General features: G+C 64.3%; 11 protein-coding genes. 5 read left to right on the forward strand and 6 right to left on the reverse strand.

Annotated features, from left to right (window positions below; translation table 11 throughout):
• Window positions 1-183 precede the first annotated feature (183 nt).
• Window positions 184-1,392 (forward strand): MFS transporter, encoded by a 1,209-nt coding sequence (locus tag QM596_RS15235; protein WP_133728673.1) that lies wholly within the window; start codon window positions 184-186, stop codon window positions 1,390-1,392.
• Here QM596_RS15235 and QM596_RS15240 read toward each other — a convergent pair.
• The 3 genes from QM596_RS15240 to QM596_RS15250 are packed head-to-tail and all read right to left on the reverse strand — an operon-like array spanning window position 1,389 to window position 4,829.
• A complete protein-coding gene (locus tag QM596_RS15240) occupies window positions 1,389-2,843 on the reverse strand; it encodes an MFS transporter (RefSeq protein WP_029254936.1) in 1,455 nt (484 codons plus the stop codon). The two genes, QM596_RS15235 and QM596_RS15240, sit on opposite strands and share 4 nt — an antisense overlap.
• 49 nt (window positions 2,844-2,892) lie before the next feature.
• Entirely contained in the window at window positions 2,893-3,552 is a 660-nt protein-coding gene (locus QM596_RS15245; RefSeq protein WP_020969075.1) for a response regulator, read from the reverse strand.
• A complete protein-coding gene (locus tag QM596_RS15250; protein WP_037134353.1) occupies window positions 3,549-4,829 on the reverse strand; it encodes an ATP-binding protein in 1,281 nt (426 codons plus the stop codon). Before QM596_RS15250 ends, QM596_RS15245 begins: the two co-directional genes overlap by 4 nt.
• A 236-nt stretch (window positions 4,830-5,065) precedes the next feature.
• Here QM596_RS15250 and QM596_RS15255 point away from each other — a divergent pair, with 236 nt between their 5' ends.
• A complete protein-coding gene (locus QM596_RS15255; RefSeq protein WP_099697288.1) occupies window positions 5,066-6,460 on the forward strand; it encodes a PspC domain-containing protein in 1,395 nt (464 codons plus the stop codon).
• Entirely contained in the window at window positions 6,457-6,690 is a 234-nt protein-coding gene (locus tag QM596_RS15260; protein WP_020906937.1) for a hypothetical protein, read from the forward strand. Before QM596_RS15255 ends, QM596_RS15260 begins: the two co-directional genes overlap by 4 nt.
• A 55-nt stretch (window positions 6,691-6,745) precedes the next feature.
• Here the strand turns inward: QM596_RS15260 and guaA are convergent, their stop codons facing one another.
• A complete protein-coding gene (guaA, locus tag QM596_RS15265; RefSeq protein WP_019747593.1) occupies window positions 6,746-8,317 on the reverse strand; it encodes a glutamine-hydrolyzing GMP synthase in 1,572 nt (523 codons plus the stop codon).
• Window positions 8,318-8,684: 367 nt separating this feature from the next.
• On the opposite strand from guaA, the gene QM596_RS15270 reads away from it, so the two are divergent.
• Both QM596_RS15270 and QM596_RS15275 read left to right on the forward strand, forming a co-directional pair.
• Window positions 8,685-10,454 (forward strand): Ig-like domain-containing protein, encoded by a 1,770-nt coding sequence (locus QM596_RS15270; protein WP_047888583.1) that lies wholly within the window; start codon window positions 8,685-8,687, stop codon window positions 10,452-10,454.
• A 51-nt stretch (window positions 10,455-10,505) separates the two neighbouring features.
• Window positions 10,506-12,263, forward strand: coding sequence for an Ig-like domain-containing protein (locus QM596_RS15275; protein WP_283309270.1), 1,758 nt, complete (start codon window positions 10,506-10,508; stop codon window positions 12,261-12,263).
• Window positions 12,264-12,346: 83 nt separating this feature from the next.
• Here QM596_RS15275 and QM596_RS15280 read toward each other — a convergent pair whose 3' ends face one another.
• Both QM596_RS15280 and QM596_RS15285 read right to left on the reverse strand, forming a co-directional pair.
• Window positions 12,347-14,101, reverse strand: a complete 1,755-nt coding sequence (locus tag QM596_RS15280) for a GMC oxidoreductase (protein ID WP_020906934.1) — start codon at window positions 14,099-14,101, stop codon at window positions 12,347-12,349.
• A 173-nt stretch (window positions 14,102-14,274) separates the two neighbouring features.
• The gene (locus QM596_RS15285) at window positions 14,275-15,414 is read right to left on the reverse strand and encodes a GuaB3 family IMP dehydrogenase-related protein (RefSeq protein ID WP_020969069.1); all 1,140 of its coding nucleotides are present in this window, start codon (window positions 15,412-15,414) and stop codon (window positions 14,275-14,277) included.
• Window positions 15,415-15,433: the final 19 nt, after the last annotated feature.

Raw genomic sequence — 15,433 nt, forward strand, 5'->3', positions numbered from 1 at the left:
TCCCGAGCGAACGTACCTTTCGGCGCACCCAAGGCGATCGTCGTACCGTTCGCTCGAAAAGGGGTGGGCACTTCGCACCCTGGGCCGCCCAAGTTTGACCAAATAATGGGATTCTGGTTTCAACATGTGAAACTACGCGAGTAGCGTCGGCATCGTCGAACAGCGTAGAAATCGGAGGGCACCATGACGCAGGCGTCGCGGTTGGAAAAGACGGCCGTCTCCCCGAAGGCGTGGACGATGCTCGGAATCGGCGTCGCAGCCCAGGCCGCAGGCACCGTCTTCGTCAGCACCCCCGCCTTTTTGATCCCCCTGCTGCATTCCGAGCACGGTCTCTCGTTGACACAAGCCGGAACCCTGGCCGCTGCACCCACTTTCGGCATGGTTCTCACCTTGGTGGCGTGGGGAGCGATGGCCGACAGATTCGGTGAGAAATGGGTCATCTCCATCGGGCTCGCGCTGACGGCGATCGCCGCGCTCGCCGCGACCACCACCGACAACTACGCCCTCCTCGGGATCGCATTTCTACTGGGTGGAATGGCTGCGGCGAGCACCAACGCCGCCAGTGGGCGTGTTGTGGTCGGCTGGTTTCCCAAGGATCGGCGCGGCCTTGCGATGGGCATCAGGCAGATGTCACAGCCACTGGGCGTGACCATTGCGTCGTTGACCATCCCGACTCTCGCCGCGAACGTAGGAATCGGTTCGGCCGTCGGACTGTCGGTGGCGCTCAACGGCGTCCTCGCCCTGATCTGTGCCGTCGCATTGGTCAATCCCCCGCGCCCGGCGGCGCGGTCCACAGATATCCCGGTCGAGACGATCAACCCTTATCGCTCGAACTGGTTCCTCTGGCGCATTCACGTCGTCTCGGCACTGTTGGTGTTTCCGCAGTTCACCCTCTCGACGTTCGGTATGGTCTGGCTGATCAGCGAGCAAGGCTGGGACGCGGCGCCCGCTGGACTCCTGATCGGGATCTCCCAGTTCGTGGGTGCGCTCGGTCGCATCGTCGTCGGCATCTGGAGTGATCGCGCCGGAAGCAGAGTAGGCCCGCTGAGGTTGGTTGCCGTCTCCGCATCCGCGGTCATGTTGGCAATGGCAGCAGCCGGCGCAGCGCCTTGGGGCGTTCCGGCCCTGATCCTGCTGCTGGCAACCACCGTCAGCGTCGCCGACAACGGTTTGGCGTTCACATCCGTCGCCGAAGCGGCCGGGCCGAAATGGCAAGGAAAAGCGTTGGGCGCACAGAACACCGGCCAGTTCATTGCCGCGTCAGCAGTGGGCCCGGTGGTCGGTGCGCTGATCGGCGCGGTCGGCTACCCGCTCGCTTTCGCGATAGTCGCGGCATTTCCAGCCGCGGCAATCCCCTTGGTGCCCAGCCGAGATCGCGACATCAGCGTCTAGTCCCTCATCGGATTCGGTTGCACTGCAGGTCCCGTCAGATCACAATGCGGCTTGCACGCAACCGAATCCGCTTCCTGAACAGGCTCGACTGCCGGAGTACGAATCAGCGTCGCGGCGATCGCCGCACCGATCAACAGCAGCGCCACACAGATGTACATCGCATACCGGAAACCGTCGGAGAAACTCGACGGATCGACCAGGCTCTCGGCATCGATACCCACCAGGGCAGGCAAGGCCGCAACCGCAAGAAGCTGGCTCGTGCGAGCAACGGCATTGTTCACTCCGGACGCGATCCCGGACTGCTCCACCGGCACCGAGCCGAGCACCGCGGCGGTCAACGGCGCCACCATCACCGCCAGGCCGAGCCCGAAGACCAGAACTCCCGGCAGCACGACGGTCAGGTACGACGCATCCGGGCCGATCCGCGTCATCAACACCAACCCCACCGCGGCCACGGCGGGCCCGACCGTCATCGGCAATCGCGGTCCGTGCGTCTGCGCGTAACTGCCCGCGCGCGAAGACAACAGCAACAATGCCAAGGTGATCGGTACCGTTGCGACGCCGGCAGCCACCGGTGAGTACCCCGCGACCAACTGCAATTGCAGCACGAGCAGGAAGAACACACCGCCAAGAGCCGCATAGACCGCGAGAGTCACCAGATTGGCCGCGACGAACATCCGCGAACGAAACAGGGACGGCGGCACCAACGCACTCGGCGATCGACGTTCCACCACAACGAACAGGCACAGCGCGAGCACCCCGACCAGCCCGACTATCGGGTTGACTTCGATCAGCCCGTACGTCAGCGCCCCGAGACCGACTACTGCGCAGGCAGATCCGACCACGTCCAGGTGCTCGGGCGGATGCGGATCGCGGCTCTCGGGCACGTGGCGCACCGCTGCCCACACCACGACGATCGCCAACGGAATGTTGAGCAGGAACACCGATCGCCATCCCGCCACTTCCACCAGCCAACCACCGAACAGCGGACCGATAGCGCCGGCGACACCACCCAAGCCCGACCACAAGCCGATCGCCGCACCGCGGTCCTCCTCGCGAAGTGACGCGGAAATGATGGCAAGGCTGCCAGGCGTCAAGAGCGCAGCTCCCACTCCCTGCAGGATCCGCGCAATCACCAGAAATGTGATGTCAGGTGCAATTCCGCACAGCAACGACGCGACCGCGAACCAGACCGTCCCCCACACGAATACCCGCCGCCGACCCCAACGATCGCCGAGGGCTCCGCCGAGCAGTATCAGCGACGCCAATGCCAAGGTGTATCCGCTGAGAGTCCACTGCAGCCCGGCGACACCGGAATTCAAGTCCTCGCCGATGTGCGGCAGAGCAATGTTGACGACGGTGCCGTCGAGGAGAGCCATGCTCGAGCCGAGAACGGTGGCGGCGACAACCCAACGCCCACGTCTCGACGCGAGCGCCAGTGGTTCCGTCATCGGTCCATGGTGCGCCTTCACTCGCAATCGCGAAAGGGTGCGCGGAAATTCAGTCGATCTGTCGGCGATGTGCCCAACGTGTCAGCGCATTGCGATTGGACTGCTGAGTCTTTCGCAGAACGTTCGATGCGTGAGTCTCGACCGTCTTCACGGAAATCACCAGGTCCTCGGCAATTTCACGGTAGGTGTACCCACGTGCCAGCAATCTGAGCACTTCGAGTTCCCGCGGAGTAAGAGAATCGAGTTCCGGATCGAGTTGTGGCTCGGGTGCATTGGAGCGTCCGGTGAAGGAGTCCAACACGAAACCTGCCAGCCGCGGCCCGAACACCGCGTCACCACCGGCAACGCGTCGTACGCCCTCGGCAAGTTCGGATCCCGAGATCGTCTTGGTCACATACCCGCGCGCACCGCCGCGGATCACCGCGATCACGTCTTCGGCGGCATCGGAAACGCTGAGCGCCAGGCACACCGGGCCGGAATCGATTCCACGCAGAACTGCCACTCCACCACCGTCGGGCATGTGGACATCGAGCAGAACGACATGCGGCTTCGTCGAGTTGATACCGGCGATTGCCTCCGCGACGCCGCCGGCCTCACCGACGACATCCATATCCGTCTCGCGCGAGAGCTCGGCCCTCACCCCGGAGCGGAACACTGCATGATCGTCGACAAGAAATACGCGGTACGGGGGCGGCGCAAGCGAAGTCACTGGGGCTGTTCCTCGGGGTTGTCGACACGGTCAGCAGTCTGGTCCCACTTTAGAGCAGAGTCACCGAGCGGCATGTGCACGCGGATTTCGGTGCCCTTTCCGATGTCGGATCGAACCACGACGCGGCCACCGCGCCGCTCGATTCGACCACGAATCGACTTGGCCAGCCCCTGGCGATCTTCCGGCACCGCGTCGACGTCGAATCCGACGCCGCGATCACGAACGAACACACTGACCTGATCACCCTCGACCTCGGCGAACAGATTGATTTCCTTCTCCCCCGAGTGCTTTGCCGAGTTCACGAGAGCTTCACGCGTCGCACCGAGGAGCGCGGTGAACGCTTCCTTGGGCAGGCCGTTCTCGACGCCTTCGCCTTCAAGTTGTACATCGCCGACAGTGACGGGACGGACCGTGACACCGTGCTGGTCTTCCACTTCACCGGCGATGATCTTCAGGCCTTCCGTCAGGCTCGTGTGGTCGATGTCGCCGCCGCTGAACAACCACTTGCGCAGCTCGCGTTCCTGACCGCGGGCCAGGCGCGCCACCTCTTGTGGGTTGTCGGACTGCTTCTGAATCAGAGCCAACGTCTGAAGGACGGAGTCGTGTAGATGCGACGCAATCTCTTCACGTTCGTCGTTGCGAATTCGGGCCGCACGCTCGGCGCCGAGAGCACGCCACATCCGCAGCCACAGCGGCACCGTCAACAAACCGACACCGATCAGCGTCACGACCACCGCCAAGAGAGACGAGCGCAGTGCTTCGAGGTCGACCTGAGCAAGGACGACAACGCCAAGACCCAAGATGATCAAGGTGGCTCCCCCGACCACCCGCGCCCACGTCAGAACGGTAGGCCGCTGCGGCAAGCCGATGACAGTACGGGGACCGTCGGAGTCGAACTCGCGCCACACCAAGGCTGCACCGATCGCGACGACGAAGAACGGCGCGAGCACCGAACCCGCCGTGCCGCTGAACAACCAGGACAACGCGGCTGCGCCGCCCAATCCGAGTGCGATCAAGCCGTACGCCCGCTGCCGCTCGGCCGCGGACGGCTTCTGCGTGTCCGTGCCGGCGGAGGTGAAGATCCACAAGGCGCCGTAAATGACGATGCCGGATCCGGCCATCGCCGCAAGAATCGTGAAGGCGACGCGCACTTTCAGGACGTCGATACCGAGATGATCGGCGATCCCGCCCGCAACTCCGGCGACGATGCGACCGCCGGAGCGCCGCTCCAGCTTTCGCAGTGGCACGGCACCCGGAATGGGCACGCCCTTCTTCATGGGTACGGGATGCACCGGTACCCCGTTGACGGGCGGGCCTCCCGCAAACCCGGGAGCGGGACCGCTCACGAACGGCGGATCTGACAGATATTGCACATAGTCGATACTGGCACGAACCACGCGGACACACATCAGGGTCCAACCCTGAATCAGGCCGCCACCCTCACCCGCGATCACCACAAAGATCAGGGTTGGCCCTGATGCGCGGAGGCTGCCTCGGAAGCCAGGATTGATTCATGAACAATCCGACTTTCCAAGAACAGATCCAGGATCTGTGGCGGACCCGCCCCGTGCGTCTGCCGGCACAAGGTCACGTGGCTGGGGTATGCGCCGGAATCGGATACCGGTACGGCATCGACCCCGTTCTCGTACGCGTGGCGTTTGTCGCGTCCACCATTTTCGGTGGCTCAGGCGTCCTTCTCTACCTCGCCGGCTGGTTGGTACTTGCCCGTGCCGGTGACGGATCGTCCCCCGCGCAGTCGTTGATGGGCCGCGGACACAGTTCCGATTCCAGTACCAAGACCATCGTCTTGCTGGTGGCCCTCGCCATCGCGGCTACGACTGTCGGCCCCGTCGGCGTCGGTCTGGGTGGTTCCGGACTGATCGGGCTGATCCTGATGGTCGGTGGCCTGTGGCTGCTCTACCAACGAGCGCCCATCCCGCCCGCACTGCCGCAGAACACGTCGCCTTATGTCGGCGCAGGTACCGCGTATCCAGGCACCGGATTCACGCCTGGGCCGTTCACCCCCGGATACTTCGCGCCCAATCAGCCTCCCGTGTACACGCCGTACACCAAACTCCCCGACAGCTATGTGCCCGAGGAACGACCGGCCGACCAGCCGCAGCAGTCACCACAATCTCAGGCCGCTCATCCGACGATCAACCTGTCGAAGGACCCGAGCGCTTCGGTCAGCACCAATCCGACCGAGGTGATCGGTGAGGCCGCCATCACGCCGCCGTCCTGGGATCCGCTCGGTGTCGCTCCGTTCGCCTGGGATCTTCCGGATCCGGCAGCCAAGGCCACACCGCTGCTCCCGTTGCCGCCACGTAAGCGTCGCTCGCGTTGGACGCTGACGGTCCTCGGACTCGCAATCATCGTCGCCGCAGTCACCGGGGCAGCGGGCGCCGCAACCGGCAACGAGTGGTTCACTCCCGGCCGAGTCGGTGCTGTCGGACTCGCCGTCATCGCACTCGGCCTGATCCTCGGGGCATTCTTCCGCAAGGGGTACGGCCTGCTGGTCGTCACCGGACCACTCGTGGGTTTCGTGCTTCTCGCCTCGTTGGTCTACCCGATCGAGTTCGACGCCTCGGGTGAGCAAAGATGGACTCCGGCAACAGCTTCCGAGTTGGAGCCGTCGTATTCGGGAGCCTTCGGAAGCTTCACTCTCGACCTCAACGGGGTCAAGTTCACCGAGGACGAGACCATCGACGTCGCGGCGTCGTTCGGCGAGTTCACCGTCATGGTGCCACCAACCGTCAACGTCAAGAACAGCTGCACCGTCGTCATGGGTGACGGATCCGGTTGCCTCGACGGCGGAATACACCCGGGCCGCGATGCGACACCGGATTCGCCCACCCTGACCATCAACGCCAAAGCTACGTTCGGCAGCCTGAAGGTGACGCAATCATGAGCGAGTACGACGAGACGACAGACCAGGACGAGACCCGAGAATCCAAGCGCCCCTCGGCACTTCTGCTGATCGCCGGACTGGCCGCACTACTGGTCAGCGTGTGGGCGTTGGTCGGGCCGTTCTCCCTGGCGCCGGCAGCGAACATTCAATTCCGTTGGCTGTTCGTCGGTGCCGCCGTCGTGGCGGGACTACTGCTGGTGATTCTGCCGAATCGGCGCAACCGCAAGTAAAACTGCTGTGCGCCTTTATTAACCGCGGGGGGTTAATAAAGGCGCACAGTTGTTTTTACTCCCACTCAATAGTTCCCGGCGGCTTGCTCGTCACGTCGAGGACTACGCGGTTCACGTCCGCAACCTCGTTGGTGATTCGAGTCGAGATGCGCTCGAGGGTCTCGTACGGCAGACGCGTCCAGTCCGCGGTCATCGCGTCTTCACTCGAGACCGGACGCAGCACGATCGGATGACCGTACGTCCGGCCGTCACCCTGTACGCCCACGCTGCGGACGTCGGCGAGGAGAACCACCGGGCACTGCCAAATCGTTCCGTCCAAACCTGCAGACGTAAGCTCTTCGCGCGCAATGGAATCTGCATGACGCAGGATCTCGAGGCGATCACGGGTGACCTCACCGATGATGCGGATACCGAGTCCGGGACCGGGGAACGGCTGGCGACCGACGATCTCTTCCGGCAGGCCGAGTTCGCGGCCCACTGCACGGACCTCGTCCTTGAACAGCAGACGCAGCGGTTCGACCAACTTGAACTGCAGGTCTTCCGGCAGCCCGCCGACATTGTGATGGCTCTTGATGTTTGCAGTTCCCGTGCCGCCGCCGGACTCCACGACATCCGGGTACAGGGTGCCCTGGACGAGGAAGTCGACGGTCGCACCGTGAGATGCGTTCTCGCCCAGAACATCACTGACTGCGCCTTCGAAGCTGCGGATGAACTCGCGGCCGATGATCTTGCGCTTGGTCTCGGGATCGGTGACCCCAGCCAGCTCACCGATGAAGGTGTCCGCAGCATCCACGGTGATCAGACGCGCACCGGTTGCCGCGACGAAGTCCTGCTCGACCTGCGTGCGCTCACCGGCTCGCATCAAACCGTGATCGACGAAGACACACGTCAACCGGTCGCCGATTGCCCGCTGAACCAAAGCCGCAGCGACAGCCGAGTCGACACCACCGGACAGACCGCAGATGGCGTGTCCGTCGCCGACCTGCTCGCGAACCTGCTCGATCAGCGCATCGGCGATGTTGGACGCCGTCCACGCTGCCGGAATACCGGCGATCTCGTGCAGGAAGCGGCTCAGGACCTGCTGACCGTGCGGGGAATGCAGAACCTCGGGGTGGTACTGCACGCCGGCGAGCTTGCGAGCGCGGTCCTCGAACGCTGCGACGGGAGCGCCATCGCTGGTCGCAGTCACCTCGAAGCCGGACGGCGCTTCGGTGACGGCGTCACCGTGGCTCATCCACACCGGCTGCGTCGCGGGAAGTCCGTCGTGCAGCAACCCACCGGATACCGCGATGTCGGTACGGCCGTATTCGCGGGTACCGGTCTCGGCAACGGTGCCGCCGAGGGCGCCTGCCATTGCCTGGAATCCGTAGCAGATTCCGAAAACCGGGATGTCGTGATCAAAAAGTGCGGGATCGAGCTTGGGAGCACCGTCTGCGTAGACACTCGAGGGCCCACCCGAGAGCACAACAGCCAAGGGGTTCTTGGCCACGATCTCCTCGACGGTCGTGGTGTGCGGAATCACCTCCGAGTAGACCTTGGCTTCGCGAACTCGCCGTGCGATCAACTGCGCGTACTGCGCTCCGAAGTCGACGACAAGAACTGGTCTCTGCTGCTCGATATCTGCCACAGGTGCAGTCTAATCGCCGCAGCCAGCGCTTCTGCGCATGCATGGACTCAGCCCGCTCCTCGGCCGAGTGAGCGCGAGGTACGTCACTACAAAGGCCGACCCTCCGGACTGCGCGGCGACCTCGGGGCGAACTAGACCACCGTCCAGATCAACGATGCCCCAATCGCCAGCACCTTAGCTTCGGCAATCAAAACGGCGACATCATCGCAGGCCAGAGCCCGAAATGGACGGAGGGTGAATTTTCTGGACGTTTGACCGATTCGCCTGAACCAAACGTCCAGTAAAGGTAATCTCGCCCGTCAAGTGATCAGGATCACGATCGCAAACGGCCGGCGCCGCCGAACGGCGCTCACCTCGAGGAGGACCTGTGCGTCGATTCATACGACGACTCGCCATACCTGTCGCGGCTGTGACGGCTGCCGCCGGACTTCTAGTCCTCGGCACGCCGGCCACTGCTGACGAAGCCCCGCCGACCACCTTCACCGGCACGACCGACAATCTGATCTTCACGAAGAGTGTCATCGGGAACGCGGCAGTTCACCCGGGTGACACCGTCACGTACAAGACCGAGATCAAGCACAACGAAAGCGGCATCGAACGGTCGATCGCAAAGATCCGTGACATCCCGCCCGCAGGATTCGTCCTCGTGCCGGGCAGCGCCAAGGCCACCTACCTGGGTGTGACCAACCGGGCGACGATCAGCAACGAATCAGATGGCGGAGTCTCAGCGAAGTGCTCGAGCGGCTGCACCTTCCTCGTCGGTGGATTCGTCGTCAAGAAGAACCAACCCGTCACGCTCGAAGCGACCTACACGGTCCCTGTCGGCACAGCGTTCGGGACGTACGACAGCGGCATGCTCTTCGACGTCAACGCCTTCAGCACGCAGCAGGGCCTCAACCCGATCAACGTCAACGTCCAGGTCGTCGACCCGTCTGTCGCCACCGGTACCACTCTGGTTGCACCGGCAACGGCGAAGGTCGGCACGCCGGTCGACCTGACCGCGACGGTTGCGCCGTCCGACGCGAGCGGCACCGTCCAGTTCAAGGACGGCGGCAACGACATCGGCTCACCCGTCCCGGTCTCGGGCGGTAGCGCCACCCTCTCCCACACCTTCGACAGCGTCGGCGCCCACGACATCACCGCCGCGTACAACGCCGGTCCGGGATTCCACAGTTCGACCTCCGGAGTCCAGACCGTCGACGTCTCCGCGGACACCACCACCACGATCTCGGCTCCGAACGCCGCATTGGTCGGTGACAGCATCACCGTGAGCGCCGTCGTCACACCGGCGAACGCCGTGGGCACGGTGCAGTTCAAGGACGGCGACACCAACCTCGGCGCACCGGTGGCCGTGGTCGACGGAACGGCTTCCCTGACCCGTAGCTACGACGCCTCCGGCACGCACAGCTTCACCGCAGTGTTCACCGGCGAGGCCGGCTACGGCGATTCAGTGTCCACCGCAACCCAACTCGACGTCAGCGATCCCGACTGGGGAACCACCACCACCGTTGTCGAACCGCTCACAGCAGTCGTCGGTGAACCGACCAACCTCTCGGCCACCGTCTCCCCCATCCCGAGCAGCGGAACCGTGACGTTCAAGGTCGACGGCGCCGAGGTCGGTACCGCACCCGTCGGCACGGGTGACGGCGTCGCGATCCTCCCGCACACCTTCGCATCAGCCGGTGCCGCAGCCGTGGTTGCCGAGTTCTCCGGCGGAACCGGATTCATCGGCTCCACGTCCACATCGTTCACGGTGAACGTCACCGATCCCGAGCCCGCCCGCGCGGACACCACGACAGTCCTGACTGTCAGCGGCTCCGCTCAGGTCGGAAAGGCATTGCAACTCAAGGCCACTGTTGCACCCGGAACAGCAAACGGAATGATCCAGTTCAAGTCCGGCACGACGCCCATCGGCGCACCCGTTGCCGTCGTCAACGGCGTCGCGACGCTCACGCACACCTTCGACGACGAGGGAACGTTCGGCCTCACTGCCAACTTCGTCGGCGACGCCGGCTGGAAGAACTCCGTCTCCGGCCCGACGGTCGTGCAGGTCGGCACCGCGCCGACCGACGGCGGCGGCACCGGAAGCGTGGACACCGGTTCACTCAGCGGCCTCATCCCGCTCTTCGGAAGCTAGTCCCCCACATCAGCTTTGGACACCACTCCCGTACCCAGCTCAGGAGAATCCATGTTCGTGTACTCCAGACGTCGCATCGCGGCGCCGATCGCCGCCACGGCACTCGCCAGTGGCGTCATCCTCGCGGGAATCCCCGCATCAGCGGCCCCGGCGACAACAACTTTCGGAACGAGTTGCCTCGCAACCCCGTCCGCCGTCGCCGGTCCGACCACGCAGTCCCAGTCCGGTTCGGTCATCGTCGACGCACCGGAGAGCGTCGGAGCGGGTGAGACCTTCGAGGTCACCATCCAACCCGGTCCCATCGCCTTCCCCGGATCGGCTTCGGGGGCGACCGTCCAGAACGTCTCCCGCATCAAGGTCGACGTCGACGTTCCCGCGAACGCCACCCTGGTGGAAGCCACCATCGTTCCCGGAACTTCGGCAGGGCTCAGCGGTGTCGCGCCGAGCATCCTGCGTGTCAACGAGAACGGCAACGTCGATCCCAACGGAACGATTCTGCGTCTCTCCGGAAACAACCAGGTCATCGGAAACAGCCCCAGCTCGAGCATCAACTCCGAGGGCGGGATAGTCGTCAAGGCGACCGGCAAGAACGTCGACGGCTCCAACAATGCCGACGGCTACACCCAGTTCCAACTCCCCCAGGTCAAGGCCATTCTCAAGGCCGGCGATTCAGGGGACGTCGCGATGAAGGTACGCACCGGCGGTAGCGCAGGAGCATGGAACAACGATCGCAACTTCCTCACATTCCTCCCCAAGGCCACCCTGGTCATCACCGCCTGGGCGCCTACGCGGTGCACCCCTCGTGACGCTGAGAACGGTCCTCTCAACAGCGGCGCAGGCCCCCTCGCCACGACACGGATCATCGAAGCGGACAAGGCAACCACCACCACTGTCGTCGGACCGGCCAACGCCAAGAACGGAACTCCTGTCACTCTGTCGACCAACGTGAGCGGCGGCGCAAACGGTGGAACCGTCCAGTTCTTCGACGGCGACAACCCCCTCGGGGACGCGGTGCCGGTCACCGGAGGGTCGGCAAGCATCTCCCCGACCTTCACCGAGGACGGACCGCACTCCATCACCGCGAGCTACAGCGGTGCACCCGGATTCCTGGCGTCGACGTCGGCGTCGGCCAAGATCGTGACCGTCACGACCGATGCGCCGCCTGACGCCGTGACCACTACCGCAACGGTTTCGCCGTCTACCGCGAAGGTCGGTCAGGACGTCAACCTCACCGCCAAGGTCGATCCGCAGGGCACCGGCGGCACCGTCGACTTCATCGTCGACGGCACCGAAACGCTGACTGCCACGGTCGGAACAGACGGGGTTGCCATCGCTCCGTACACCTTCACCTCGACTGGAACGCACAAGGTTGTCGCGAAGTTCACGGGTTCACCAGGATTCGCGCCGTCCGCTGCCCCGGCATTCCCGGTCAGTGTCACGACTCCGGCTCCCGCTGACGTCGAGACGTCCACGGTTCTCGACGCCGTCGGAACTGTTCAGAAGAACACCCCGGTGACACTCAAGGCAACGGTCGATCCGGCCGGTGCCACGGGCAAGGTCCAGTTCAAGGTCGGTGACACCCTCATCGGTGGACCGGTCGACGTGGTCAACGGTGTCGCAACGGTACCGGCCACCTTCTACAACTCCGGGACCTACAGTGTCACCGCCGAATTCGTGGGTGGTTCGGGCTACACGTCCTCGGCCTCCGCGCCGCAGACCCTGACCGTCCCCGGTGATACCGACGGCGGACCCGGTGGCGGAACCGGCAGCCTCGACCTCGGCACCCTCTTCGGGTCGCTGGGCGGCTGACAAGGTGGGCTGACGATCTGAAACTGCAAAAGGGGCGTGCCGTCGAATCCTCGACGACACGCCCCTTTTCGGTTCGCGGTGAACTATCCGGCAGCAGGCTCCGCCGGAACAGCCGTAGCCGTCTTGCCGCCGGTGATCTTCACGATCGGCAGAACCAGCGCTGCCGGAGCCGACGCCGGCACCACGGGCGACTTGGGTGCAATCGGAGCCAAACGCTCGTAGCCGCTGCCCTGGGCGGGACGCAGGTCCGTCTCCCCCTTGTTCGGCCACAGCGAGGCCGAGCGCTCGGCCTGAGCGGCGATGGTCAGCGACGGATTCACGCCGAGATTGGCCGAGACCGCTGCACCGTCGACGACGCTGAGCGTCGGGTAGCCGTACACGCGGTGGTACGGATCGATGACGCCGTGATCGGAATCCGACGCGATAGCGCAACCGCCCAGGAAGTGCGCGGTCAAAGGAACGTTGAAGATCTCGCCCCACGTGCCGCCTGCGACGCCGTCGATCTTCGCGGCAACTCGACGCGTCGCCTCGTTGCCCTCGGGAATCCACGTCGGATTCGGCTGACCGTGGCCCTGCTTGCTGGTGACCTTGCGTCGACCGAACAGGCCCTTCTTCGTGTATGTGGTGATCGAGTTGTCGAGGTTCTGCATGACCAACGCGATGATCGTGCGCTCGCTCCAGTCCTTGACAGTCAGCATGCGCAGCATCTGGTACGGGTTCTTCGCGACCACACCGAGGAACTTGATCCACCGCGGTGTCGAGCCACCGCCATCCGTCATCAAGGTCTGCAGCAGTCCCATCGCGTTGGAACCCTTGCCGTAGCGGACCGGCTCGATGTGGGTGTCGCTGCTCGGGTGGAACGACGACGTGATCGCCACTCCGCGGGTCAGGTCGAGTGCGGGATCGACCTTGTACTTGCCTGCGCCGACGATGGATTCGGAGTTTGTTCGAGTCAGCTCGCCGAGCTTGTCGGAGAGCTTGGGCAGCGCTCCGGTGTCCTTCATGTCGAAGAGCAGATGCTGAGTGCCCCACGTTCCGGCCGCGAGAATCACGTTCGCAGCCGTGTAGGTGCGGCGGTTCTTGCGTCCGAATGCACCGGTTCGCTCGGTGAACACGTCCCACGAACCGTCGCGAGCCTCACGAAGTCCGGACACGGTGGTCATCGGAATGATCTCGGCGCCGGCTGTCTCGGCAAGGCCCAGGTAGTTCTTGAGGAGAGTGTTCTTCGCGCCGTGACGGCAGCCCGTCATGCACTCGCCGCACTCGATGCAACCGGTGCGCTCGGGTCCGACGCCGCCGAAGTACGGGTCCTTCGCCTTCTTGCCCGGCTCACCGAAGTAGACGCCGACGGGCGTCTGGATGAACGTGTCGCCGACGCCCATGTCGTCGGCGACCGACTTCATGATCTCGTCAGCGGGCGTCATGTGCGGATTCTGCACGACGCCGAGCATCTTCTGAGCCTGCTCGTAGTACGGGGTGAGCTCACTTCGCCAGTCGGTGATGTGCGCCCACTGCTTGTCTTGGAAGAACGGCTCCGGTGGCTGGTACAGCGTATTGGCGTAGTTCAACGACCCGCCGCCGACGCCTGCGCCCGCGAGGATGAGGCAGTCGCGCAGCAGATGCACGCGCTGAATGCCGAAGCAACCCAGCTTCGGAGCCCAGAGGAACTTCTTGAGATCCCAGCTGGTCTTCGCGAAATCTTCGTCGGCATACCGTCGGCCGGCTTCGATGACGCCGACCTTGTAGCCCTTCTCCACGAGACGAAGCGCGCTCACGCTTCCGCCGAACCCGGATCCGACGATCAGTACGTCGTAGTCCGTTGCCCGTTGCTTGCCCATCAGGACACCTCCACCGTGAACCGTAGTTACCCGCCAGTATGCACCTATCCCTTGTGACTACCACCACAAGGGGCCCCATAAGCGTAACCGCAAGTATCAGGAACGGAAGAAAGTCCTGCACAACGAACTGTGGCCCCGGTTCACGAAGAACCGGGGCCACAGAAAGGTACAAACTACGCGCGGACCGTCAGTCCGACCTTCTGGAACTCCTTGAGGTCGGAGTACCCGGCCTTGGCCATCGACCGACGAAGACCGCCGACGAAGTTCAGAGAACCGTACGGATCATCCGAAGGACCGCTCAGGACCTGATCCAGGCTCGGACGCTCGCCGTAGGAAACCGGAAGAAGCGCTCCACGCGGAACCGAAGGATGAGCCGCAGCGGACGGCCAGTACCAGCCGCCACCCGGCGCCTCGGCGGACACGGCCAGCGGCGTGCCCAGAACGGCAGCGTCGGCACCGCAGGCGATGGCCTTCGCCAGATCACCCGAAGTTGCGATGTCACCGTCGGCGATGACGTGGACGTAGCGTCCACCCGTCTCGTCGAGGTAGTCGCGCCTGGCTGCTGCAGCATCGGCAATCGCCGTGGCCATCGGAACGCCGATACCCAGGACCTCACCGGTGGTGGTTGCACCCTCGGTGGAGCCGTACCCGACGATGACACCGGCAGCGCCGGTACGCATCAGGTGCAGCGCGGTGCGGTGGTCACTGACCCCACCAGCGACAACCGGAACGTCGAGTTCCGAGATGAACGTCTTGAGGTTCAGCGGTTCCTGCTCGGTGTGCACGACGTGCTCGGCCGAGATGATGGTGCCGTGGACGACCAGCAGGTCGATTCCGGCCTTGATCAGCTCGGGCGTCAGTGCGCGCGCATTCTGCGGACTGACCCGAACGGCAGTGGTGACCCCCGAATCACGGACCTGCGCCACCGCAGCAGCCAGAAGACCCGCCTGCAGCGGTGCCGCGTGCAGCTCCTGCAAGTAGCGGATGGCTGCGTCGACGCCACCGTCCTTCTCGGCGATCTCGACGAGACGCCGGAGCTTCTCCTCGACATCGGGGTGACGGCCCCACAGGCCTTCACCGTTGATGACACCGAGGCCGCCGCGCCTACCCAGCTCGATCGCGAAGGTCGGCGAGACCAACGCGTCGGTGGGATGTGCGAGGACTGGGATGTCGAACCTGTAAGCGTCGAGCTGCCAAGCAGTCGACACCTCCTTCGACGAACGGGTTCGCCGGGAGGGAACGATGTTCACATCGTCCAACTCGTAGGTACGTCGGGCCGTTCGACCCATGCCGATCTCAACGAGGTCGCGCACGCGCGCCCCTTTCTCGTGT

It is taken from the genome of Rhodococcus sp. IEGM 1406 (genome assembly GCF_030056745.1).
GTDB classification, from domain to species: domain Bacteria; phylum Actinomycetota; class Actinomycetes; order Mycobacteriales; family Mycobacteriaceae; genus Rhodococcus_F; species Rhodococcus_F erythropolis.